The sequence below is a fragment of the Curtobacterium sp. MCJR17_043 genome, assembly GCF_003224315.2.
In the GTDB taxonomy this organism is placed as follows: domain Bacteria; phylum Actinomycetota; class Actinomycetes; order Actinomycetales; family Microbacteriaceae; genus Curtobacterium.
Genome location: NZ_CP126259.1, coordinates 1115184 through 1137797 on the forward strand (window position 1 = coordinate 1115184; position 22614 = coordinate 1137797).

Consider the following 22614-nt stretch of genomic DNA (forward strand, 5'->3'; position numbering starts at 1 on the left):
CGGCGCGCGTGCTCCCGGCGCCGCACCCGGCGCGCGTGCGTAGGCTCGGCGTCATGTCCGACTTCACCGCCGACCAGGCCGCCGTCGTCCGCATCGAACGCGCCGAGGAGGGCCGCTGGGACCTCACCATCGTGAGCGACAGCGGCGTCCCGATGGGGCACGGCGTGCACCTCTTCGACCACACGCAGGACGACGGGGTCGACGAACTCGCAGCCGCCGCGGACTTCGTCGGCGGCTACGGGTTCCGGTTCGACGGCGAGGCCGTGCAGCAGGACGGGCCGGACGCGTTCTGGGCGCCGCTCTTCCGGAGCTGACGGGTCGCGCCCGGACCGGCGCCGCCCGGACCGGCCCTCCGCGGACGACGGTCACGGTCCGCGTTCCCCGGATGGGATGATGTCGCGGTGCCACCGATCGACGACGACAACGGGTTCCGCCGACAGCGGTTCACGGACGCCGGGGGGAGCGGACTACACGGCGATCTTCCGGTCCGAGTACTCCGGTCGGGACCTCGTCGGGGCGACCGCGACGGTCACGGACGCGTTCGCGACCGAGGGCACGCGGTACGAGTACTCGCTGATCGGCGACGCCGACCTGACGCTCCGCACGATGAACGCGCACGGCGGCCGTCGTGGTGGCGTGATCGGTCCGCGGGACGACCACGTGCTGTTCTGGCTCCAGCAGGGCCGCCTCGAGATGCACTTCGCGGACCGGTCCCGGGTGATCGAGCCGGGGACGCCCTACATCGCCTCTGCGTCCGAGGCGTACCGCTTCGCCTCCGAGGGCACGGTCTACAACGGCGTGCACATCTCGGACGCGTTCCTGCGCCGGACCGCGGCCGAGCTCGGCTACCGGATGCCCTCGGGGCCGGTGCTGTTCGACCAGCAGGACGAACGCATCGCGCGGTACGGGCCGCTCCGGCGTCTGCTCCGTGAGGTCAGCCCGACGCTCATGGACGACCGGGTGCGCGGCGCGATGCGGACGGCCCTGAACCGCCGGCTCGCCACGGTCGTGCTCGACACCTTCCCCGTGCGGGACCGTGGCGACGACGTCCCGACCGCGAGCCGGATCCGGGACGCCATCGCGTTCATCGAGGAGCACGCACGCGACCGCCCCTCCGTCCCGGCCATCGCGGCCGCAGCCGGACTCAGCGAGCGCGGCCTGCAGGAGGTGTTCGCCCGCACCCTCGGCGTCACGCCGAACGGGTTCCTGCGCGACCACCGCCTGGACGAGGTCCGGCGGGAGCTCCTCCGCGGTGCGTCGCCGAACAGCGTGCTCGAGGTGGCCCGGACCTGGCGGTTCACGAACCCGAGCCGGTTCGCCGTCGCCTACCGCGCGCGGTTCGGCGAGGACCCCTCGGCGACGCTGCGTGCGTCGACGTCGCAGCGCCCCGACGGCGGGTCGTCGTGGCGGATCCGGCGGGCGGTCGACTACATCGAGGCGCACCTGGACGGGGCGTGCTCGGTGGCCGACATCGCGGCGGCGGCCGGCCTCCGGCCGCGACGCCTGCAGCAGCTCTTCCGGGAGGAGCGGGGCACGACGCCCAGCGCCTTCCTCCGTGAGCTCCGCGACCGTCGCCGTCGCGGAGGCTGGCCGGAGCGACGCTCCTGACGGGCTGACGGGCTGACGGGCTGACGGGCTGACGGGCCGGGAGGCGCGGGGCCGGGTGGGCCTCCCGTCCGGCGTCCCGACGACGCCGCGCGTCAGCGTTCGGTCGTGGCGGGCGCAGCGGTTGCGAGCGCGACCATCTCGGCGACGACGGCGCGGAGGCGGACGGCCAGGTCCGCCTGGGACTGCACGGTGAAGCGGTGGGCGGCCTCGGACAGCGCCGACATGACGAGGGCGACCGCCGTGCGGGCGGTGTCCTCGTCCGTCCGGGTGGTGACCGCGGCGATGAGGGCCTGACGGGACTCGGCCATCCAGCGCATCACCATCGAGGTCATCTCGGGGCGACGGACGAGGAGCTCCTTCGCGCGGGCGCGGTCGGCGGCGAGCGGGACGGTGTCCGCGACGAGGGTGCAGACGTCGTCGACGAGCCGGCCGTCCGCGGCTGCGAACCGGTCCCGCACGACGTCGGGGACCTCGACGGTGTCGAGCCCGATCGCGGCGTGCGCCTTCGACGAGAAGTAGTTGAAGAACGTCCGGGGGGGAGACGTCGGCGTCCGCGCAGATCTGTTCGACGGTGACGCCGTCGAGCCCCTGCTCGGTGACGCGCGTCAGGGCGGCGTCGTGGATCGCCTGGCGCGTCTGCTGCTTCTTGCGCTCGCGGAGCGTGCACGGCTCGGTGCCGTCGGGGTGTGCGGGTGCTGCCGTGGTGGTCACGGGAGGACCTCCGGGGTGGGAGAGACGAGGACGGGCCGCCCGCGCGCAGCCGAGGGGACGGCGAGCGGACGGGCGGCCCGGGTGGTCACCGACGCTGGGTCGGGGTGGAGCCGGTCATCGGACCGGTGAACGAGCCGGCCTCGGCAGCGGCGAGACCGGCGTCGGTCTCGAGCTGTGCCTGCGCGGACATGTCCGCCTGCTCCTGCAGGGCCGAGCGCTGCCGCAGCGGCGGCACCTTGAAGAACCAGGTGAGCACGAACGCGAGCAGGATCACACCGAGTCCGACCCAGTAGATCGCGACGGACGAGGCGTTGAAGCCGGCCATGAACGGGCGGGTCAGGCGGGCGTCGGCGCCGGTCAGGAACGAGGTGTCGTTGGTGGCCGATGCGCTCGAGTCGTCGTGCGCGCCCTTCTCGATCTGCTTCGCGAGGTCGGGGACGACCTGGTCGACCCAGTAGGTGCGCTGTCCGGCGTCCTCCCAGTCGACCGCGAGCTTGCCGTCCACGACGCTGGCGTGCGCCTTGTCGGCTGCCGTCGCGAGCGCGGTGGCCTCCGCCTGCGGGGTGGCGTCGGAGACCTGCTGTGCGATGACGGTCTCGGCGGCCGCTGCGGGGAGCGTGCCGGCGGCGACCTGCGCCTGGACGGCGGTGGTGACCTGCTCGGTGACGGCCTGGTCGGCGGCCTGCTTCGCGGCGGTGGTGGCGCGCGCCAGGCCCGAGCCGATGCTGTCCTGGACCGGGTCGACGATCGGGTCCCAGATCTGGTCCATGACGCCCTGGTTCGCCTTCGCGCTGGCGACCCGCGGGTCGAGTGCGGCGTCGAGTGCGGACGTCAGGTCGGCCTTGTCGGCCGTCGCGTGGACGATGTTCGTCGGCATCACCGAGAACAGGATCGACAGGAGCACGGCGGTGCCGAGCGTGCCGCCGATCTGGCGGAAGAAGGTCGCCGAGCTGGTGGCGACGCCCATGTCCCGCGCCTCGACCGATCCCTGCGACGCGAGCGTCAGGGACTGCATGACCGAACCGAGTCCGAGCCCGATGAGGAACATGCCGATCATCAGGAACCAGAGCGGCTTGTCGATCGTCATGAAGGTCAGGACGACGTACCCGGCGGAGACGAGCGCGGTGCCGATCACCGGGAAGACCCGGTACCGGCCGACGCGGGCGACGATCTGACCGGAGACGATCGAGGCGATCATGAGGCCGCCGACGAGGGGGGAGCGTGGCGAACCCGGACTCGGTCGGGGTGAGGCCGACGACGATCTGCAGGTAGAGCGGGATGGTCAGCATCGCGCCGAACATCGCGAACCCGACGAGGAAGCCGATGACGGTCGCCATCGAGAACGTGCCCGAGCGGAAGAGCTTCAGCGGGATGATCGCCGCGTCGCCCATCTTCGACTCGATGAGCAGCAGTGCGACGAGGCCGACCGCGCCGATGACGTAGCAGGCGATCGCGGCCGCCGACCCCCCAGCCCCAGGTGCGGCCCTGTTCGGCGACGAGGAGCAGCGGGACGAGGGTGACGATGACCGCGGTCGCGCCCCACCAGTCCACGACCGGCTTGTCCTTCGTGTCGTGCACTTTCGGCAGGTGCAGGAAGACGATCACCATGACGAGCGCGGCGATGCCGATCGGCACGTTGATGAGGAGCACCCAGCGCCAGCCGGTGATGAAGAGGATCTCGGACGCGCCGGCGAGCAGACCGCCGATGAGCGGGCCGATGACCGAGGAGATGCCGAACACGGCGAGGAAGTAGCCCTGGTACTTGGCGCGCTCACGCGGGGCGAGGATGTCGCCCATGATCGCCAGCGGCAGGGACATGAGTGCACCGGCACCGATGCCCTGCACGGCGCGGAAGGCCGCGAGCATGAGCATCGAGGTGGACATCGACGAGAGCACGGCGCCGAGGATGAACACCACGATGCCGAAGATGTAGAGCGGACGACGGCCGAAGACGTCCGAGAGCTTGCCGTAGATCGGCGTCGCGATCGTCGACGTGATGAGGTACGCCGTCGTGACCCAGGCCTGCTGGTCGAGCCCGTGCAGGTCGTCACCGATCGTGCGGATCGCGGTGCCGAAGACGGTCTGTCCGAGCGAGGACAGGAACATGCCCGCCATGAGGCCGTAGATGACGAGCAGGATCTGACGGTGGGTCATCAGGGGTTGCTGGCCGGGCGCGCCAGCGGTCGTGGCGTGCCTGTCCTGCACCGAGGTCGCTGCGGTGGCTGTTGACAATGGGGGGTCCTTCTTCATCGATGTGCCCGGGCGGCGGACGCGTCGTCGGGCGGTGGCGAGGTCGGGCGGAGGCCGGGATCCGGACGGATCGCGAGGGCTGCTGCGCGCCGTGAAACCTTGCAGACGATGCAAAGTTACACCCGATAGTTCCAACACGCAACCATCCCCCCCGGACCTTGCGGACCTTGCGGACCTTGCGGACCTCGCGGACCTTGCGGACGGTGCGGACGGTGCGGACGTCTCCTCAGGAGAGGTCGCGCAGCGCCCGGTCGACCACGTCCTCCGGGCGACCGTCGTCCTGCTCGGCCCACCACCGGAGTGCCGCCGTCGCCGCCCCGATCACGACCGCTGCGGTGACCGCGGGCGCGAGCCCGTCTGCCCGGACCCCGTCGTGCTCGGCCACGAAGCGGACCAGGTGCTCCTCGGTGCCTCCGGGGAATCGGGGGGGGCCTCGCGGGCGAGGGTCGGGTTCGCCCGGATCACCCGGAGTCGGTGCCGAGTCGTCTCGACCACGGCGTCGGGGAACGTGGCGGCCGTACGGTAGGCGGCGCGGAGGCCGGCGCGCGCGGGCTCGGCAGCGGGGCGGGCGTCCAGGGCCGCGGTGAGGCGCTCCGCGAACTCGTCGAGGCCACCCCAGACGAGCGAGGCCTTCGTCGGGAAGAGCCGGAAGAGCGAGCGGCGGCTGACCCCGGCAGCGGCGGCGACCTCGTCCATCGAGACGAGGTCGTACCCGCGCTCGTCGAACAGGCGGAGCGCGACGAGCGACACCCGGTCCGGGTCGATCGTGCGGGGTCGCCCGGTCGGCCGATCTGCCATGGGCCGATCCTGCCACGCGGTCGTCCGGGCGCCGGACACTGGTGACTTCCGGCACTGAGTGCTAGAACTGTGCCGACGGGTGACCGTCGCCGGTGGGATCCGCCCGTCGGCTGCTCGACGAGGAGACACCATGACCGACCCAGCACCAGCCACCGCGTCCGCTGCCCGTTTCGCCGGCCGGACGGTGATCGTCACCGGAGCGGGCTCCGGGATCGGCCGCGCGACCGCCCTCCGCATCGCCACCGAGGGCGGCCGGGTGATCGCCACCGACGTCGTCGCCGACCGGCTCGACGTGCTCCGCAGCGAGCTCGTCGACGGCGCCGGACTCGACGTCGAGACCGTCGTGGGTGACGTCGCAGCCACCGAGACGATCGAGGCGCTGCTCGCCGTCGCCGGCGACCGTGTCGACGGGCTCGCGAACGTCGCCGGGATCATGGACGCGTTCCTGCCGCCGGACGAGGTCGACGACGCCACGTGGGAGCGGGTGTTCAGCGTCAACGTCACCGGGCCGATGCGGCTCACCCGTGCCGTGCTCCCGCTCATGATCGCCGCGGGCCGTGGGGCCATCGTGAACGTGGCCTCCGAGGCGGCGCTCAAGGCATCCGCCGCGGGCGCCGCGTACACGTCGTCCAAGCACGCCATCGCGGGGTACACCAAGAGCGTCGCCTTCTTCCACGGGCCGCAGGGCATCCGCGCGAACGCGGTCGCGCCGGGTGCGGTCGCGACGAACATCGAGGCCCCGATGCGGAGCGAGTACGCCGCCCGTCGGGTCGGCCCGATCATGCAGACCACGATCCCGCCGGTGGCGCAGCCGGAGCAGCTCGCGGCGGCCATCACCTGGCTGCTCAGCGACGACTCCGCGAACGTCAACGGAGCGGTCCTGCCGAGTGACGGCGGTTGGTCGGTCGTCTGAACCGGCCGCACGACGGACGGGAGGCCCGGTGGCGGCGCCGCCACGGGCCTCCCGTCCGTCCCGTCCGCCCCGCGCCGTCTGGGGTGCGGTCCTAAAACGGGATACCGTTCCTCCTATGAGCACCGAGACGAACACCCCCCACCGAAGCCGTCGACGAGGAGCCCGTGATCACCTTCGCCGACCTCGGGCTCAGCGATGCCGTCCTCAAGGCCGTCAAGGAGATCGGGTACGAGACCCCCCTCCGCCATCCAGGCCGCCACCATCCCCACCCTGCTCGAGGGCCGTGACGTCGTCGGCCTCGCCCAGACCGGCACCGGCAAGACCGCGGCCTTCGCGCTCCCCCGTGCTCTCCCGCATGGAGTCCGGCGCCAAGCTGCCGCAGGCGCTCGTGCTGTCCCCGACCCGTGAGCTCGCGCTCCAGGTCTGCGAGGCGTTCGAGCAGTACGCGTCGCACATGAAGAACGTCCACGTCCTGCCCGTCTACGGCGGCCAGGCGTACGGCGTGCAGCTGTCCGCCCTGCGACGCGGGGTCGACGTCGTCGTGGGCACGCCGGGTCGCATCATGGACCACATCGCCAAGGGCACCCTCGACCTGTCCGAGCTGAAGTACCTCGTGCTCGACGAGGCCGACGAGATGCTCAAGATGGGCTTCGCCGAGGACGTCGAGACGATCCTCGCCGAGACGCCGGACACCAAGCAGGTCGCGCTGTTCTCCGCGACGATGCCCGCGCAGATCCGCCGCATCTCCAAGCAGTACCTCAACGACCCGGCCGAGATCACGGTCAAGGCGAAGACGACCACCTCGGCGAACACCACGCAGCGGTACCTCATCGTCTCGTACCCGCAGAAGGTCGACGCCCTCACGCGCATCCTCGAGGTCGAGGACTTCGAGGGCATGATCATCTTCGTCCGCACGAAGAGCGAGACCGAGACCCTGGCCGAGAAGCTCCGCGCCCGCGGGTACGCCGCCGCCGCCATCAGCGGGGACGTCGCCCAGGCCCAGCGTGAGCGCACGGTCAACCAGCTGAAGTCCGGCAAGCTCGACATCCTCGTCGCGACCGACGTCGCCGCCCGCGGACTCGACGTCGACCGCATCACGCACGTGGTGAACTTCGACATCCCGGTGGACACCGAGTCCTACGTGCACCGCATCGGCCGCACCGGTCGCGCGGGTCGTTCGGGTGCCGCGATCAGCTTCGTCACCCCGCGCGAGCGCCGACTGCTCTCGGCGATCGAGAAGGCCACCCGGCAGCCGCTCACGCAGATGCAGTTGCCGAGTGTCGAGGACGTCAACTCGACCCGCCTCACCCGCTTCGACGACGCGATCACCGCGGCCCTCGAGCAGCAGTCCCGGATCACCGCGTTCCGCGACATCATCGGGCACTACGTCGAGCACCACGACGTCCCCGAGTCGGACGTCGCCGCGGCGCTGGCCGTCGTCGCGCAGGGCGACACCCCGCTCCTCCTCGACCCGGCCGACGACCGCGTCCGCCAGCAGGCCGAGCGCGACGAGCGCCGCAGCCGTGACGACCGTCCCGCCCGGGACGGCGACCGTGAGCGCGACGGCGGCGACCGCCGACGTCGCTCGGTCCCCATGACGGCCTACCGCATCGAGGTCGGCCGCCGCCACCGTGTCGAGCCCCGGCAGATCGTCGGCGCCCTCGCCAACGAGGGCGGCCTCCGCCGCGACGACTTCGGTGCGATCCAGATCCGTCCGGACTTCTCCGTCGTCGAGCTGCCGTCGGACATGGGCTCGGACGTCCTCGACCGACTGCGCGACACCCGGATCAGCGGCAAGCTCATCGAGATCCAGCCGGACCGTCGCGGCCCGATCCGCCGTGACAGCGGTCCGCGCCGTGACGGCGGGCGCTACGGCGACCGGGACGACCGCGGTGGTCGCGACGACCGCGGGTACGGCGACGACCGCGAGGCGCGCAAGCCGCGTCACACGCGCGACTGACACGACCGGCCGCGCACGCGACCGACCACTGACGGGAGGCCCGGTACCACTGGTACCGGGCCTCCCGTCGTTCCTGTGCACACCCTGGTGTGCCTGCGGCGCGGTTCGGTACTGTGGACCCCGTCAGAGCCTCCGGGGGGGATCTTCTGCGCGGGGGGTGCAGGTACGAAGAGAAGAGGGGTTCACCATGTCGCGTGTGCTTTCGACCGAGCAGGCGAAGACCGCCATCCGTCAGATCCAGTCCATCGTGAACGGTGGGTTCACGGACCAGATCTCGCAGCTCGATGCGCAGGGGCGCATCCTGTCCGACTCGAACGTGTGGGACGGGCCGTTGGCTGCGAACTTCCGTGGTTCGACGTGGCCGGAGACCAAGGCCGCGCTGGACAAGGCGAAGACGGAGCTCGAGCAGCTCCGCACGCAGCTCGACAAGATCTCGCAGGACATCTTCACCGCGGGTGGCGGCGCGTAACACCGCCCGACAACGCCCGGGTCGTCGACGAGTTCGACGGCCCGGGCGTCGTCGTACCGGGCCGGCCGTCCCCAGATCGGGGCGTGGTGCTGACAGTGGTCGCCCGCCTGCGGTAGACAGGACAGCACGCCGACGTCGCCAGGGGTGACGTCGAGCGCAGGGGAGCGACCGGCGGGACCCGGGACCGTCGCCGACCCCGATGGCACCCCCGTGCGCGGCAACCGCGTGCACGGGTCTTCGGGATCAGGAGGGGACACCGTGCACAGCACCCACGGTTCACCGGAGGCACGTCGATGACGGCGGTCGAGGTCGGGCGTCAGGACCGACGTCGGCTCGAGGTCGGCACCCCGCGCCGTCGGCTCCTCGCCGTGCGGACGGTCGCCGTGCTCGCGGCCGTCTCCGGCATCAACTACATCGCGTGGCGGTGGGTGGCCTCGGTGAACTGGCACTCGTGGTGGATCGCCGTGCCGCTCATCCTCGCCGAGACGTACAGCGTCATCGACTCGGTCCTCTTCGCGTTCGGCGCGTGGAAGCTCCGGGAGCGCGGTGAGCCGCCGACCCCGCCGAGCGACCCGGTCACCGTCGACGTCTTCATCACGACGTACAACGAGCCGATCGACCTCGTCATGCGCACCGCCCGTGCCGCGAAGGCGATCCGGCACCCGCACGAGACCTGGATCCTCGACGACGGCAACCGTCCGGAGATGCGGGCGGCGGCAGAGGCCGAGGGCCTCGGGGTCATCACGCGCGGCAAGGACTGGGTGGACCGGCCGCGCCACGCGAAGGCCGGCAACCTCAACAACGCGCTGCTCGCCACGCAGGGCGAGTTCCTGCTCATCCTCGACGCCGACCAGGTGCCGGACCCCGCCATCCTCGACCGGACGCTGGGGTACTTCAAGGACGAGCGGATGGCACTCGTGCAGACCCCGCAGTGGTTCGAGAACGTGCCGGACTCGGACCCGCTCGGCAGCCAGGCGCCCCTGTTCTACGGGCCGATCCAGCAGTCGAAGGACGGCTGGAACGCCGCGTTCTTCTGCGGGTCGAACGCGATCCTGCGCCGCGAGGCCCTCATGCAGCTCGGCATCACGCGGTACGTCCGCGAGGTCGAGACGAGCGTGCAGCGCACCGTCAAGACGGCGAAGAAGCTCCTCGCCCGCGCACGCGAGAACGAGACCGACCCGCGCGTGCTCGCCGCCCTCGACGACGCCGAGGTCGTGGTCGAGCAGGCACGCGCCGACATCGCCACGGGCGAGCCGCTCGGCGACGTCACCTACCGGTTCCAGCGCGGCATCGACGCGATCGCCTTCCGGTTCGCCGCGGCGGACCTCGAGGCGGTCCGTGCCGAGCTGCAGGAGCTCGCCGCGATGTCGACCGACGCCAACACGTTCGCGGGGCTCGACGACGCCGCACTCGACGTCCTCGGGCAGCGCGACGCGTCGCCGGTCGCCGCGATCGAGGCGATCGCCGTGCTGACCCGCGCGCTCGACGTCAACCGCGACGACGAGGCGCAGCCGATCATGCCGCTGGCGACGATCTCGGTGACCGAGGACATGGCGACCGCCATGCGCCTGCACGGTCTCGGCTGGAAGTCGGCGTACCACGACGAGATCCTCGCGAAGGGCCTCGCGCCCGAGGACCTCCAGACCATGCTCGTGCAGCGCCTCCGCTGGGCGCAGGGCACCATGCAGGTGTTCTTCCGCGAGAACCCGCTCGTGCAGAAGGGCCTGTCGTTCGGCCAGCGCCTCATGTACTTCTCCACGATGTGGAGCTACCTGTCGGGCTTCGCCGCGGTCGTCTACATCGCCGCACCGGTCCTCTGCCTGTCGTTCGGCGTCGTGCCGGTGCAGGCGTACAGCGTGGACTTCTTCGTCCGGCTGATCCCGTTCCTGGTGCTCAACCAGCTGCTGTTCTGGGTGGTGGCCGCAGGCAGACCGACGTGGCGCGGGCAGCAGTACTCGCTCGCGCTCTTCCCGGTCTGGATCGAGTCGGTGACGAGCGCGTTCGAGAACGTGTTCCGCGGCAAGCCCCTCGGGTTCCGCGTGACGCCGAAGGTGCGCGACGAGTCCGAGGCACGGCCCCGGTGGGACCTGGTCAGGCCGCAGCTCATCGCGATGGGTGCCCTGGTCGCCGCGCTCGTGATGATCGCGATCCGCTACCTGGCCGGGCAGGCCGAGGGCATCGCGCCGCTCGTCAACACCGCCTGGGTCGTGTTCGACCTGTTCATCTTCAGCATCGTCATCCGGGCCGTGCGCTACCGCGGACCCGAGGCGGAGATGCCCCTGGCCCACGAGTCGACCACCGTCGGAGGACCCCTGTGAACGTAGACGCCAGCATCGACGTCCCGGCGGTCCCGGCGTCGCTCGACACCGTGCAGGACACGTTCGGGTCGTGGTGGGAGGGCCTGGGGGGTCGACGACGTCTCGCTGCGGTTCCGGTTCGAGACCGCGCTCGTCGAGATCGCCGCCAACGTGATCGAGCACACCCGCCGGTCCGACGTCGGTCAGGGCCGACGGTTCCTGCTCGACCTCGGCACCGACGGCGACGACCTGGTCGCGGTCCTGTCCGACAACGGCATGCCGGTCGACATCGACCTCGGCGAGGTCACCATGGCGGACCCCGAGGACGAGGGGGGGGCCGGGGGCTCGCCCTGGCCATCGCCGCCCTCGACCGCCTCGAGCACACCCACCAGGGCGGCCGCAACGTCTGGACGCTGGTGTGCGCTCGCTGAGGCAGAACGCGGCGAAGGCGGTCGCGCTCCTGGTCACGATCGGCGTGCTCGTGCTCGGGGGAGCACTGCCCGCCGACGCCGTCACGTCCGGCGTCCGCGAACCCGCGAGCGGGAAGACCTGGTTCGGACCGGACCTCGACTGGGGTTCGGACTCACCGGACGGCTACGAGGGACGACTCGACGCGACGCCGTCCATGTACGGCGTCGAGGTCGCGTACCCGATCGACCGGTCGGCCGAGCGGGAGCTGCTGCGCGCGACCCGTGCCGCTGCGGCGCAGGGTGCCGTGCTCGTGGTGAGCCTCGAGCCGGACCGTGCGCTCCGGACGCTCACGAAGGCCGACGCCCGCCGGGCGAACACGCTCCTCCAGGAGATCCACCGGCAGTACGACACGCAGCTGCTCGTCCGCTTCGCCCCGCAGATGAACGGCACGTGGCTGCGCTGGGGGCAGCAGCCGACGCAGTTCATCCGGGCCTTCCGGGCGCTCGCGTCGCAGGTGCACGCAGGGAACTCGGACGCCCGCATGGTGTGGCAGCCGTCCTACGGCGCCGGGTACCCGTTCGGCTCGTCCGCCGGCCGGTTGGCCGACCTGTCGGCGACGGACACGGAGAAGCTCGACACCAACGGTGACGGGCAGCTGACCGAGGCCGACGACCCGTACCTGCCCTACTGGCCGGGCGAGGCGTCGGTCGACTGGGTCGGCCTGTCGATGTTCTACTTCGGCAAGGGAGCGGCGACGGAGGCCGCCGGGCGTGACGTCCCGCTGACGCGGAACGACGTGCCGGAGGCCGACGAGGTGGCACAGCGCTTCGCCGAGACCTGGGGCTACCAGCGGGCCCAGCCGGAGACGTTCACGGAGCGCTTCGCCGCGGGCCGGGACCTCCCGATGCTCCTCGACACCGGTGCGCTCTACGACCACTCGCTCGGAGGGGACGCCGAACTGCCCGTGAAGCAGGGGTGGTGGCGGCAGGTCATCGACGCCGTCCGCGACCACCCGGAGATCCGCGGTGTGACCTACATCGACGCGATCCGGCGTGAGCCCGAAGCGGGCAACCGGCCCGCGGACTGGCGGTTCGCCAAGGCGCCCGGGGTCGCCGGGTCGTTCCGCACCGACCTGCAGGAGTCCGACCGCTTCGTCTTCGGTCCGGTCACCGAGCGGGTCACCCCGCAGCAGGGCGCCGAGGCCACCAACCAGCAGCTCGACACCGGCGGCGACCAGATGGCCTGGATCGTCTGGTTGGCGGCGGGCCTCGCGGTCGTGTTCGTGCTGAGCGGGCTGTTCGGGCGGCTCGTGCCGAGCTGGCGCTACCCGGACGACGGCAAGCCCGGACGTGATCTCCGACTCGACCTGTTCCGCGGGTTCATCATCCTCGCGGTGGTGATCACGCACATCGAGGTGTCCGGCCCGTACTCGTACCTGACGCTGCACGCGGTCGGCGCCATCACCGGTGCCGAGATGTTCGTGTTCCTGTCCGGCATGGTCCTCGGCATGGTCTACCCGCTCGGCGTCGCCAAGTTCGGCGAGTGGGCTTCGGCGATCGGGGCCTTCAAGCGGGCGCGCAAGCAGTACGTCGTGACGCTCGTCGTCATCCTCGTCGTCTTCGCGCTGAGCTTCATCCCGTTCCTGAACACCGACGCGATCACGACCTTCACCGACCGTGGGACCGGCACGGACGGCGTGCGGGCCGAGGGGCGCGTCTACGACCTGTACCCGAACGCGATGCAGCTGCTCGCCTACCCGCCGCCCTGGTACGCGATCCGACAGTTCCTGCTGCTCGAGATGGGCCCCTGGCCGTTCAACATCATGGGCCTGTTCGTGGTGCTGAGCCTGTTCATTCCGGTGTTCATGTGGATCATCCGCCGCGGGTTCTGGTGGGCGCTGCTCATCGCGAGCTGGGCGCTCTACGTGTTCCAGGTGCTCAACCCGGAGTTCAAGCCGGTCAACGCCCAGTTCGACGCGGTGTTCCCGCTGTTCATCTGGCAGGTGGTCTTCACGCACGGCCTCGTGCTCGGCTACCACCGACGGCAGATCACACGCGCCCTGACCGGCCGCGTCGGCAAGGTGCTCGTCGGCGTGCTGGTGTGCGGGTACGCGGCGTTCCTGGTCTACGTCTGGGCGGGTGACCGGTTCGACTTCACGCCGGTGCCGTTCCCGGCGGACATGTACCGCGAGTTGTACAACACGGCGTACCAGCGTGTGGACCTGCAGTGGGGTCGTCTCGTCGACATCGCGTTCTTCGCGATCGTGTCGTACGCGATCCTCACGGTGTTCTGGAAGCCGGTGAACGCCGTGATCGGCTGGCTCTGGATCCCGCTCGGTCAGGCCAGCCTGTACGTGTTCGTGTGGCAGGTGTTCTTCGCGCTCGTGGTCGCGTCGATCCCGGTCGACTACGGCAACGTCTGGATCGGGACGATCACCCACACGGTGCTCATCCTGCTCGTCTGGTACATGGTGCGGAAGAAGTTCCTGTTCTCGGTCATCCCGCGCTGACGCGCGGCGCGCGACGGGCTACAGGCAGACGGGAGGCCCGGTACCAGCTGGTACCGGGCCTCCCGTCTGCCTGTCAGGCCGTCCGGCCGTCAGCGCGACGCGATCGGCGTCGGGTCGACCGGGTCCGGCGGCACCGGCAGGGAGCCGCGGATCTGGTTCTGTGCCTGGCAGTCGCTCGTGCAGTTCGTCGCACCCGCGCTCAGCTCGACGGCGTCCTCGCCGAGCACCCCGCCCATGCGTCCACCCGGCTGCACGGTCCAGGTCGTGGTCGTGGCCGTCTGCGAGGTCTTCGTCGCGACCTGCGGGCTGTCCTTGCCGAGGAGCATCTGGTGCGCGCCGCTGCCCGAGGCCACCGCCGCGATGCCGTCGCCGAAGTTGACCTTGCCCGTGTACGGGTTGACGAAGTAGAACAGGCCGGCGCCGAGCGTGTGCGTGAACTCGACCGGTCCGGCGAACTCCGTCTCCATCTGGAAGATCCCGCCCTGGGCGCCGTCCTTGGCCTGGATCTTGTACTTGCCGGCTGCAGTGCTGAAGATCGCGACCAGGGTGTCGTCCCGTACCTCGAGGGACGACAGCCGCGTGCCGGCGAGCTGGGCGGGCGTCAGCGTCGGGACCTTCGACGCGAACACGACGGTCGGCTTCGTCACCATCCGCTGCGTGTCCGGTGCGCCGGTGAGCGTGTAGTCGTGGACGCCGAGGTCGGCGACCCGGATGTCGAAGCCGTTGTGCTTGCCGCGCACGGCGATCGTGCCGGACACCGCGGTGTCACGGAGCTTGAAGTCCTTGCCGACCGCGGGGTTCGTCGTGGTGCCGTTCACGGTGACGGCGTAGTCCCCGCCGGTCGAGGTCTTGCCGGACGCCTGCGCCGGGGCGACCCCGACGAGGGCGACTGCGGCGACCGCGGCGGCGACGACGGTGGCGGCGATGCCGACCGTGCGGCGACCTGCGGTGCGGCCGCGGTGGGTGGTCGTGGTGTCCATGGTGTGCCTCCTGTGCTCGGGGCGGTTCGTCCCCTCGGCACGATCGTCGCCGCTGCAGCGGGACGGCACCATCGGACCTTGGTACTAGTACCCGCCTGCCGGACGACGTCGGCGTGCGGTCACCAGCCGTCCCGGGCCCAGAGCGCGGCGCTCGTCCGGTCGGCGACACCGATGCGGCGGAACACGCTGCCGACGTGCACCTTCACGGTCCGTTCGGCGATCCCGAGCTCGGTGGCGATCTGCCGGTTCGACAGGCCACGGGCCAGACGGACCAGCACGTCACGCTCCCGCGGCGGCAGGTCGGGTGCGTCCCGGTCCGCCGCACCACGGAACGGACCACCGGCATCGTGCCGGTCCGGACCGTCGGCGCGGCCGCGCACCGGACCGCCGCCGTCGGATCGGACCGCGCCGCCGGTGCCCGCCGGGACGCCGCTGCCGGCACCGGCGTGACCGTCTGCGCTCGCGAGACCGGCGGCACCCGCGTGGCGGTCGGCACCCGCGTGGCCGTCGGCACCCGCGTGGCCGACGGCATCCGCGTGGCCGTCGGAATCCGCGTGCCGGTCGGCCCCGCGGGGCAGGAGGCTCCGGGCCACCCGCGGGTCGATCGGCACCTCGTCCCGCGCCGTCGCCTGCACCGCCCGGACCACGTCGTCGGGGTCGGCGTCCTTGAGCAGGTAGCCGGTCGCGCCGGCCGCCAGCGCGGCGCGGACCCGGGCGTCGTCGGCGAACGTCGTGAGCACGAGCACCCGGGCCGTGGGCACGCGCTCCCGCAGCGCGGCCGTGGCGGCGACCCCGCCCGCGCCCGGCATCGACAGGTCCATCACCACGACGTCCGGCTGCAGGGTCTCCGCCAGGTCGACCGCGGCCTCGCCCGTGGCGGCCTCACCGACCACCGTGCAGTCCGCCGTCGTGTCGAGCACCGCCCGCAGGCCGTTGCGGACGAGCGCGTGGTCGTCGACGAGCAGCACCCTCACCACCGGTCGGCCTCCGCCGGCAGGCTGAGCTCCCACGTGGTGCCGGCACCCGGAGCGGTCCGCAGGTGCAGCGACCCGCCGGAGTCCTCGGCCACCTGCCGGAGCAGCGTCGTGCCGAGGTGTCCCTCCCGCCGCGCGCTGAGGACCGTCACCGGGTCGAATCCCGTCCCGTCGTCGGTCACGCGGACCGACAGGTCACCGTCCCGCCGTCGGACGACGACCTCGACCCGCGAGGCCCCGGCGTGCCGCACCGTGTTGGCCACTGCCTCCCGCACGAACCGCACCACCGCGGTCAGGGCGGCCGGTGGGGCGTCCACCCGGTCCGGCACGTCGAGGACGGTGGCGATGCCGGAGGCGTGGGCGCGCGCGGTGGCGTCGGCGAGCGCGGCACCGAGCCCGTCCCGGTCGGGGGGCTGCCGGCTGCACCGCCGACATCAGCGAGCGCAGGGCGGACACCGCTCCGCGGAGGGTCGACGCGGCGGCGTCGAGCGCCGTGGCGGTCGGACCCGTCGCTCCCCGCGCGACCGCGCCGAGCGAGAACGCGAGCCCGGCGACGTCCTGGACCGGTCCGTCGTGCAGGTCCGCGGCGATGCGTCGGCGCTCGGCGGTCTCGGCGTCGAGCGCGCGGACGAGCAGCCGTTCGCGGTCCCGCTGGCCCGAGCGCAGGCGGAGCAGCAGCCACAGGAGCACCGGCAGGAGCAGCCCGATCACGACGGCGACCGTGCCGAACGCGAGTGCCGCGAACGCCGAACGGAGCGACGCGGAACTCGCCAGCACGTCGTCGTACGGGTAGTAGACCTCGAGCAGCAGCGGGTCGCCGGAGGGGACGTGGACCGCCTGGTACGCCTCGAGGAGCGGCCCCTGCCCCCGCTCGTAGCGGTTCTCGGGTGCGCTCAGGTCGGACACCTCGGCGTCGGACCGGTCCTCGGCGAGTGCTTCGAGGTCCTCGTCGGACAGCGTGAACCGTTCACCCGTGAGCCGGGGTTCGTCCGACCAGAGCACGGTCCCGTCCGGTGCCCAGAGCTTGACGCGGACGGCGGCGCTCGCCGCGGTGGCACGGCGCACGGCCCGGTCGAGGGCCTCCACCGCCTCCCGGTGTGCGGTGGTGTCGGCCTGCGGGTCGACGATCGCGTCGCGGAGCGCGGGTTCGACGACGGACCGTGCGACGGCCGCGGTGTCGCGGGTGGCGTCCTCGACGGCGAAGCGTTCCGCTGTCCGCTGCGAGACGAGCGTCCCGGCAGCGGCGACCGCGGCACCGCCGAGCACCGCCGCGAGCACGACGCCCACCAGGACCCGACGCCACGGGGTCGCGCGGACCGGGCGTCGCCGCGGGTCAGGGGGCACGACGACCACGGCCCTCGGTGCGCGCTCGGCGTCGCCGTCGGGCGCTGGCTCCGTCGTCCGTGGTCCGCGCACCCGGTCACCGTAACCGCTGCGCGGTGTCCGGTACGGCTCCGGCGGGCGTCGGCGCGCGCGGCGGACGAGACCGGCTCGTCGAGACCGGCCGGAGCGGAGGAGCGTGACCCTCGTGCTCGGCGGACTCCCAGGCGCGGTGCGGTGGTCAGGGGTTGAGTGGCCTCACAGCTTCGCGCGCCCGCTCAGACGGAGGCCGGGGGTGCGGACCGGACGTCGAGGAGGACGGATGGACATCGACCGCAGGCTGTTCCTGCTCGGAGGCACGGGGGGTGCTGCTGCTGGCCGGCTGCTCCACGCGCCCCGAGCGGACCGAGGTCGCCGACTGGCCGACCGACCCGCCGGAGGGACCGGCGACCATCAGCTGGTGGGCCGGGCAGGTGGCGTCGAAGGACGGTGGGGACCTCCGACGGCGACTGATCGCCGAGTTCCAGAAGGAGCACCCCGACATCCGCGTGCGGATCGTCAGCGCCCCGAGCGACACCGACACGAACCGGACGTCGCTGACGACGCAGATCGCAGCCGGGTCGCCGACGCCGGACGTGTACCTGGGCGATGTCGCCTGGCCCGGGCAGTTCGCGAAGAACAAGCTCGCGACGCCGGTGAACACGCTGGTGGGGGGAGGACTTCTTCGAGCAGTTCCCCGAGGGGCTCCGGCTCGCCGCCAGTGTCGACGGCACGTACTACATGTTCCCGCTCTACATCGACGAGTCGTTCTTCCTGTACCGCAAGGACCTGCTCGACAAGCACGGCTTCCAGGTACCCGGGTCGTGGGAGGAGGTCCGCGACACCGCGGCGAAGCTCGTCGACACCGGGGACGTCTCGTACGGGTTCGCGTTCCAGGGCGACGTGTACGAGGGCCTGACCTGCAACGTCACCGAGTTCGTCGCCGACGCCGGTGGCTCGCTGCTCGACGACGGCCTCGAGAACGCGACGACGACGAGTTCCGAGACCCGGCGGGCGTTCGAGTTCATGCGCTCGCTCGTCACCTCCGGCGCGAGCCCGCGTGCGACGCTCACGTACCAGGAGCAGGACACGAACGACGCCTTCTCGGGCGGTCGTGCCGCGTTCCTCCGGAACTGGTCGTACGCGTGGGGCATCGCGAACGGCCCGGACAGCGCCGTCCAGGGCAAGGTCGGGCTCGCCGCCCGCCCGACGTTCGACGGGATGGAGGACCACCACTCGACGATCGGCGGTTGGGGGGAACTACATCAACCCGCACACCCAGCAGCCCGCAGCCGCCCTCACGTTCGCCCGCTGGATGTCGAGCGAGACGGCGCAGCAGTTCCTCACCCGCGAGGGCGGGGTCCTGCCGGCCCGGTCCGCGTCGCTCGTCAGCGCGGACGCGAAGCGGCAGCAGCGCCCGACGTACGACACCGCAGCGGGCATCACGCTCGTGCCGCGTCCGACCTCGACCGCCTACTACCCGAAGGTCTCGCAGGGCGTCTACCAGAACGGCAACGGCATCCTCGGCGGGCAGCGCACCGTCGACGGCGGGACGCGCGCGATGGCCGACGCCATCGACCTCGCGCTCCGGGGAGCGGCGCTGTGAGCGCCGCGACCGGCGTCCGGACGTCGACCCGACCGGGAGGCCCGACCCGCCCCGACCCCGTCGTTCGCCGGAGCGGACGGAACCGTCTCGACCGCCTGCGTGCCCGGAGCGCCTGGGGCTTCGCCGCCCCGGCCCTCTTGGTCGTCGCGGCGGTGACGATCTTCCCGGTCGTCTACTCGATCGTCCTCAGCTTCGCGGACGTCGAGATCGGCTACGACGGCTTCGCGATCCAGGGCTTCGGGTTCGACAACTACGCGGCCCTGGTGCAGAGCGCGGACTGGTACCGGGCGCTCGGCTTCACGTTCCTGTACACGATCGTCACGGTGTTCGTGGAGCTCGTGCTCGGCATGCTCGTCGCGCTCGTGCTCGAGCGGCTCGGGGCGACCCGGGGCTGGATGCTCGCGCTCATGCTCGTCCCGTGGTCGCTCGTGACCATCGTCAACGCCCAGCTGTGGAAGTACGTCTACGACTCCACGTACGGGGTGGCGACCTGGTTCTTCGCCCTGTTCGGGGAGGCGCCGGTGATCCTCGGCGAGCCCGTCCCGGCCATCACCGGACTCATGGTGGCCGACATCTGGAAGACGACGCCGTTCGTCGCGATCATCCTGCTCGCGGGCCTGGTGCAGATCTCCGAGGACCACTACGAGGCCGCGGAGCTCGACGGCGCCAACGGCTGGCAGACGTTCTGGCGCGTGGTGCTGCCGCAACTCGCCCCGACCCTGACGATCGCGGTGCTGTTCCGCATCCTGCAGGCGTTCGGCGTCTTCGACCTGCCCTTCGTGCTGACGAACGGCGGCCCCGGGACGAGCACCCAGTCGCTCGCGATCATGGGCTACAAGGTGCTCTTCCAGGACATCAACATCGGGCCGGGAGCGGCGATCGCGACGAGCACCGCGCTCATCGTGGCCGCCGGCTGTCTGCTCTTCCTCCGGGCCTTCCGGAACCAGGCGAAGGGAGGCGAGGCCTGATGCCCCGTCAACGGATCCGCAAGGGCTGGCGGCGGTGGGTCAACACCGTCAACGTCAGCGCCGTCGTCATCGCCGTCGTCACCGCGTTGCCGCTGTACTGGCTCGTGACGACGTCGTTCAAGCCGTCCTCCGAGATCGCGCAGTCCCCGCCGACCGCCTTCCCGATGTCGTTCACGCTCGACAACTTCGTCGTGGCCTTCCGGGACAACGCGCTCGGGCAGTACATGGTGAACAGCATCATCGTGTCGGTGTCCACGACCGTGATCGTGCTCGCGCTCGCGTTCCTGGCCGGGTACGCGCTCGCCGGCCGGTGGATCCGTGGACGCACCGCGATCATGACGTCGCTGCTCATGTTGTCGGTGTTCCCGGCGATCGCGGTGCTCACCCCGCTGTACCTGCTCGAACGGAACCTGGGACTGCTCAACTCGTACCCCGGGCTGATCGTGCCGTACGTGGCGTTCAACCTGCCGTTCGCCATCTGGATCATGCGGAACTACCTGCAGGGCATCCCGTCGACGATCGAGGAGGCCTCCGAGATCGACGGCGCCGGTGCCTGGCGGACGGTGCTCTCCGTGATCCTGCCGATGGCGAAGCCCGGGTTGTTCACCGTCGGGGTCTTCACCTTCACCGCGTCGTGGAGCGAGTTCCTCATGGCGCTCACCTTCAACAGCGAGAACTCGCTGCGGACGATCCCGGTCGGCATCGCGCTGTTCGGGACCCAGTTCACGGTGCCGTTCGCGCAGATCTTCGCGGCGAGCGTGGCGGCGACGGTGCCGATCGTCATCCTCGTGCTCGTGTTCCGCCGGTCGATCGTCTCCGGGCTCACGTCCGGCGCGGTGAAGGGCTGAGCGGCCGCACACACGACGGGAGGCCCGTGGCGATCCCGCCACGGGCCTCCCGTCGTGTGCCAGCGCGACGCGCTGCCGCGTCGACGACGGTGTGTCAGCGCTGCTTCGTCGTGCCGACGAAGAGGTCGTCGAACAACCCCTGGTCGTCGGTCGGCTGCTCGCCGTGCTTCCAGCGGCGGCGCAGACGGCGGATGGTGGTGATGCGCACCGGGTCGACGCCCGGCTCGGACTCGTACATGCCCATGGTGTCCCTTCCCGTCGGACATGACCCCCCCTTGCGAGGGGTCCTGATCGTCACCGACGGTACGACGGTGGACGGGAGCACGTCCGGGCGAACGGGGAGGTCGCCGACCCATCCGCGCTGCGCGGACAAACCCCCCCAGCGACGATCCGACCGGCCCATACCCTGCACTACGACGCGGGTGGCACCCCGTCGTCGAGCGCCCCGGCGATCAGGTCCACGATGCGGACGAGGCGTCGACGCTCGCGTTCCGAGAAGGAGGACAGGAGTTCGTGCAACTGCTCGTTGGTGCTCGCCAGCGCCGCTGCGAAGACCTCCTCGTGACCGGGTGTGAGCTCGATGAAGCGGCTCCGACCGTCCTCCGGGTTCGGCACCCGTCGCAGGACGCCCTGCCGTGCCAGCCGGTCGACGAGACCGGTCACCGCGGGGCCCGTCAGCCCCAGGTGCACGCTGAGGTCCTTCACGCGGACCGACCGTCCGGCCGTCTTCGCGCGCCACACGTACCGCACGACCAGCAGGTCCGTGCCGGTGATGCCGGTCCGGTCGCGCAGACGGTCGCGCAGCGAGATCGAGGAGTGCTCGAGCCGGGCCAGGGCGCCCATGACGTCGAGTTCACTCACGGGCTCGCCTCCTCGACGTGCAGCCGCGCGCGGGTCGGCTCCGCGCGTTCGGGCTCACCCTATCCGGACGGTGGTCTCGTCCGGTCCGGTCGGGTGACCCGGTGAGCGCGCCGACGTCCTCAGATGGTCCGGGCGACGAGCAGTCCGTCACGCCGGTCCGGTTCGAGGTCGCCGGGACCGAACCGGAGGCGGCCGTCCGCGACCTCGCCGGCATCTACGCCGGCAAGCAGTGGTTGTCCCGCCGGACAGAGGGCGAGTACTCGTACCGCTACACGGCCGTCGGGGACTCGGAGGTGTCGATGCGCCGGTCGACCATGAACGGCTTCCTCCGCGGCGCCTCCACCCCGGGCAACGAGCTGGTGATGGGGTGGCTCACGTCGGGCTCCGGCGTCCCCGACACCCTGCGCGACCGCGTCCCGCTCCGCATCGGGCAGCCGACGCTGTTCGCCGCGCACCGCGAGGTCGTGTTCGTGGCCGCCGACTACGACCAGCAGCTCGTGCACCTGGATCGTCGGTTCGTCCGCGAGGTCGCCTCGGAACGGTTCGACGTGGGCACCCGCGACCTGCGGTTCGACCACCTGCGACCGACCGAGAGCGCGGCCGTCCGGCACTGGCGCGACTCGCTCGGCGCGCTCTCCCGCGCGCTGCGCGAGGGCGGGACCGACTCGCTCGTGTGGCACGAGGCGAAGCGGCAGACGGCCGACGCCTTCCTCCGGGTCGTCCCGCCGCAGCTCGACCGCCTCCCCCGCCGAGCTGCTGCACCCGCGGCAGGCGAAGCTCCGGGCCGCCGTCGAGTACGTCCACGCCCACCCCGAGGACCCGATCACCATCGCGGAGCTGGCGCGGGTCGCGGGGTTGAGCGTGCGCAGCGTGCAGGAGTCCTTCCGCCGGACCCTCGGTGTCTCGCCCCTGACCTACCTGCGGCAGGTACGGCTCGACCGCGTGCACGACGAACTGCTCGCCCGCGACCCGCGGACGGCCTCGGTCGGTGAGGTCGCGACCCGGTGGGGCTTCGCGCACCTCGGACGCTTCTCCGCGGCCTACGCGGAGCGGTTCGGCGAGTACCCCAAGCAGACGCTCCGACGGTGACCT

General features: G+C 71.6%; 21 protein-coding genes and 2 pseudogenes. 12 read left to right on the forward strand and 11 right to left on the reverse strand.

Going from position 1 to position 22614, the window contains the following annotated elements:
• Positions 1–53: 53 nt before the first annotated feature.
• Positions 54–314, forward strand: a complete 261-nt coding sequence (locus tag DEJ15_RS05935) for a hypothetical protein (RefSeq protein WP_110823585.1) — start codon at positions 54–56, stop codon at positions 312–314.
• Between the two features lie 79 nt (positions 315–393).
• Positions 394–1608 (forward strand): AraC family transcriptional regulator, encoded by a 1215-nt coding sequence (locus DEJ15_RS05940; RefSeq protein WP_284175883.1) that lies wholly within the window; start codon positions 394–396, stop codon positions 1606–1608.
• A 92-nt stretch (positions 1609–1700) separates the two neighbouring features.
• Here the strand turns inward: DEJ15_RS05940 and DEJ15_RS05945 are convergent, their stop codons facing one another.
• From DEJ15_RS05945 to DEJ15_RS05960, 5 genes are all read right to left on the reverse strand, one after another.
• The gene (locus DEJ15_RS05945; RefSeq protein ID WP_284175884.1) at positions 1701–2066 is read right to left on the reverse strand and encodes a hypothetical protein; all 366 of its coding nucleotides are present in this window, start codon (positions 2064–2066) and stop codon (positions 1701–1703) included.
• A 338-nt stretch (positions 2067–2404) separates the two neighbouring features.
• Positions 2405–3517, reverse strand: a complete 1113-nt coding sequence (locus DEJ15_RS19395; protein ID WP_502866152.1) for a hypothetical protein — start codon at positions 3515–3517, stop codon at positions 2405–2407.
• Positions 3514–4473 carry an MFS transporter gene (locus DEJ15_RS19400; RefSeq protein WP_502866153.1) on the reverse strand — a complete coding sequence of 320 codons (960 nt, stop codon included), beginning with the start codon at positions 4471–4473 and terminating at the stop codon, positions 3514–3516. The genes DEJ15_RS19395 and DEJ15_RS19400 overlap by 4 nt, the downstream gene beginning before the upstream one ends.
• Before the next feature lie 322 nt (positions 4474–4795).
• Positions 4796–4954: an acyl-CoA-like ligand-binding transcription factor gene (locus DEJ15_RS05955; protein WP_284175885.1), complete on the reverse strand. Its 159-nt coding sequence runs from the start codon at positions 4952–4954 to the stop codon at positions 4796–4798.
• Positions 4891–5367 (reverse strand): TetR/AcrR family transcriptional regulator, encoded by a 477-nt coding sequence (locus DEJ15_RS05960; RefSeq protein ID WP_284175886.1) that lies wholly within the window; start codon positions 5365–5367, stop codon positions 4891–4893. Before DEJ15_RS05960 ends, DEJ15_RS05955 begins: the two co-directional genes overlap by 64 nt.
• A gap of 130 nt (positions 5368–5497) precedes the next feature.
• Here DEJ15_RS05960 and DEJ15_RS05965 point away from each other — a divergent pair, with 130 nt between their 5' ends.
• The 6 genes and pseudogenes from DEJ15_RS05965 (at position 5498) to DEJ15_RS05990 (ending at position 13926) form a co-directional block, all read left to right on the forward strand.
• Entirely contained in the window at positions 5498–6280 is a 783-nt protein-coding gene (locus DEJ15_RS05965; RefSeq protein WP_110823590.1) for an SDR family NAD(P)-dependent oxidoreductase, read from the forward strand.
• A 164-nt stretch (positions 6281–6444) separates the two neighbouring features.
• Positions 6445–8240: pseudogene (locus DEJ15_RS05970) on the forward strand (DEAD/DEAH box helicase).
• A 187-nt stretch (positions 8241–8427) separates the two neighbouring features.
• Entirely contained in the window at positions 8428–8709 is a 282-nt protein-coding gene (locus tag DEJ15_RS05975; RefSeq protein ID WP_110823592.1) for a pyrophosphorylase, read from the forward strand.
• Positions 8710–9002: 293 nt separating this feature from the next.
• Positions 9003–11027: a glycosyltransferase gene (locus DEJ15_RS05980; RefSeq protein ID WP_110823593.1), complete on the forward strand. Its 2025-nt coding sequence runs from the start codon at positions 9003–9005 to the stop codon at positions 11025–11027.
• Positions 11024–11437 (forward strand): hypothetical protein, encoded by a 414-nt coding sequence (locus DEJ15_RS05985; RefSeq protein ID WP_284175887.1) that lies wholly within the window; start codon positions 11024–11026, stop codon positions 11435–11437. Before DEJ15_RS05980 ends, DEJ15_RS05985 begins: the two co-directional genes overlap by 4 nt.
• Positions 11425–13926: an OpgC family protein gene (locus DEJ15_RS05990; RefSeq protein ID WP_110823595.1), complete on the forward strand. Its 2502-nt coding sequence runs from the start codon at positions 11425–11427 to the stop codon at positions 13924–13926. The genes DEJ15_RS05985 and DEJ15_RS05990 overlap by 13 nt, the downstream gene beginning before the upstream one ends.
• 89 nt (positions 13927–14015) lie before the next feature.
• Here DEJ15_RS05990 and DEJ15_RS05995 read toward each other — a convergent pair whose 3' ends face one another.
• The 4 genes from DEJ15_RS05995 to DEJ15_RS06010 all read right to left on the reverse strand — a co-directional run bounded on the left by DEJ15_RS05995 (position 14016) and on the right by DEJ15_RS06010 (position 17296).
• Complete coding sequence (locus tag DEJ15_RS05995; RefSeq protein ID WP_110823596.1) at positions 14016–14906, reverse strand: hypothetical protein; 891 nt, start codon at positions 14904–14906, stop codon at positions 14016–14018.
• A gap of 119 nt (positions 14907–15025) precedes the next feature.
• The gene (locus DEJ15_RS06000) at positions 15026–15874 is read right to left on the reverse strand and encodes a response regulator (protein WP_284175888.1); all 849 of its coding nucleotides are present in this window, start codon (positions 15872–15874) and stop codon (positions 15026–15028) included.
• Positions 15875–15876: 2 nt separating this feature from the next.
• Complete coding sequence (locus DEJ15_RS06005; protein ID WP_349814824.1) at positions 15877–16167, reverse strand: ATP-binding protein; 291 nt, start codon at positions 16165–16167, stop codon at positions 15877–15879.
• Positions 16076–17296, reverse strand: coding sequence for a histidine kinase (locus DEJ15_RS06010; protein ID WP_284175889.1), 1221 nt, complete (start codon positions 17294–17296; stop codon positions 16076–16078). Before DEJ15_RS06010 ends, DEJ15_RS06005 begins: the two co-directional genes overlap by 92 nt.
• Before the next feature lie 452 nt (positions 17297–17748).
• Here DEJ15_RS06010 and DEJ15_RS06015 point away from each other — a divergent pair.
• The 3 genes and pseudogenes from DEJ15_RS06015 to DEJ15_RS06025 all read left to right on the forward strand — a co-directional run.
• A pseudogene (locus tag DEJ15_RS06015) lies at positions 17749–18427 on the forward strand (extracellular solute-binding protein); the annotation flags it as partial.
• A 765-nt stretch (positions 18428–19192) separates the two neighbouring features.
• On the forward strand, positions 19193–19813 hold the full coding sequence (locus DEJ15_RS06020; RefSeq protein WP_284176304.1) for a carbohydrate ABC transporter permease: 621 nt from the start codon (positions 19193–19195) through the stop codon (positions 19811–19813).
• Complete coding sequence (locus tag DEJ15_RS06025; RefSeq protein ID WP_110823600.1) at positions 19813–20661, forward strand: carbohydrate ABC transporter permease; 849 nt, start codon at positions 19813–19815, stop codon at positions 20659–20661. The genes DEJ15_RS06020 and DEJ15_RS06025 overlap by 1 nt, the downstream gene beginning before the upstream one ends.
• A 94-nt stretch (positions 20662–20755) precedes the next feature.
• Here DEJ15_RS06025 and DEJ15_RS06030 read toward each other — a convergent pair whose 3' ends face one another.
• The gene (locus tag DEJ15_RS06030; protein WP_181419412.1) at positions 20756–20905 is read right to left on the reverse strand and encodes a hypothetical protein; all 150 of its coding nucleotides are present in this window, start codon (positions 20903–20905) and stop codon (positions 20756–20758) included.
• A 167-nt stretch (positions 20906–21072) separates the two neighbouring features.
• A complete protein-coding gene (locus DEJ15_RS06035) occupies positions 21073–21522 on the reverse strand; it encodes a MarR family winged helix-turn-helix transcriptional regulator (protein ID WP_110823601.1) in 450 nt (149 codons plus the stop codon).
• 870 nt (positions 21523–22392) lie between these two features.
• Here DEJ15_RS06035 and DEJ15_RS17975 point away from each other — a divergent pair.
• Positions 22393–22611 (forward strand): helix-turn-helix domain-containing protein, encoded by a 219-nt coding sequence (locus tag DEJ15_RS17975; protein ID WP_349814825.1) that lies wholly within the window; start codon positions 22393–22395, stop codon positions 22609–22611.
• Positions 22612–22614: the final 3 nt, after the last annotated feature.

What these genes read in the sequence shown, in the direction of transcription:
- DEJ15_RS19395 (WP_502866152.1), bottom strand. Translation starts at nt 3,517, where the DNA reads ATGATCGCCTCGATCGTCTCCGGTCAGATCGTCGCCCGCGTCGGCCGG.
- DEJ15_RS05965 (WP_110823590.1), top strand. Translation starts at nt 5,498, where the DNA reads ATGACCGACCCAGCACCAGCCACCGCGTCCGCTGCCCGTTTCGCCGGC.
- DEJ15_RS06020 (WP_284176304.1), top strand. Translation starts at nt 19,193, where the DNA reads ATGCTCGTCGCGCTCGTGCTCGAGCGGCTCGGGGCGACCCGGGGCTGG.
- DEJ15_RS05935 (WP_110823585.1), top strand. Translation starts at nt 54, where the DNA reads ATGTCCGACTTCACCGCCGACCAGGCCGCCGTCGTCCGCATCGAACGC.
- DEJ15_RS19400 (WP_502866153.1), bottom strand. Translation starts at nt 4,473, where the DNA reads ATGACCCACCGTCAGATCCTGCTCGTCATCTACGGCCTCATGGCGGGC.
- DEJ15_RS06025 (WP_110823600.1), top strand. Translation starts at nt 19,813, where the DNA reads ATGCCCCGTCAACGGATCCGCAAGGGCTGGCGGCGGTGGGTCAACACC.
- DEJ15_RS05940 (WP_284175883.1), top strand. Translation starts at nt 394, where the DNA reads ATGTCGCGGTGCCACCGATCGACGACGACAACGGGTTCCGCCGACAGC.
- DEJ15_RS05960 (WP_284175886.1), bottom strand. Translation starts at nt 5,367, where the DNA reads ATGGCAGATCGGCCGACCGGGCGACCCCGCACGATCGACCCGGACCGG.
- DEJ15_RS06030 (WP_181419412.1), bottom strand. Translation starts at nt 20,905, where the DNA reads ATGGGCATGTACGAGTCCGAGCCGGGCGTCGACCCGGTGCGCATCACC.
- DEJ15_RS05975 (WP_110823592.1), top strand. Translation starts at nt 8,428, where the DNA reads ATGTCGCGTGTGCTTTCGACCGAGCAGGCGAAGACCGCCATCCGTCAG.
- DEJ15_RS05980 (WP_110823593.1), top strand. Translation starts at nt 9,003, where the DNA reads ATGACGGCGGTCGAGGTCGGGCGTCAGGACCGACGTCGGCTCGAGGTC.
- DEJ15_RS05995 (WP_110823596.1), bottom strand. Translation starts at nt 14,906, where the DNA reads ATGGACACCACGACCACCCACCGCGGCCGCACCGCAGGTCGCCGCACG.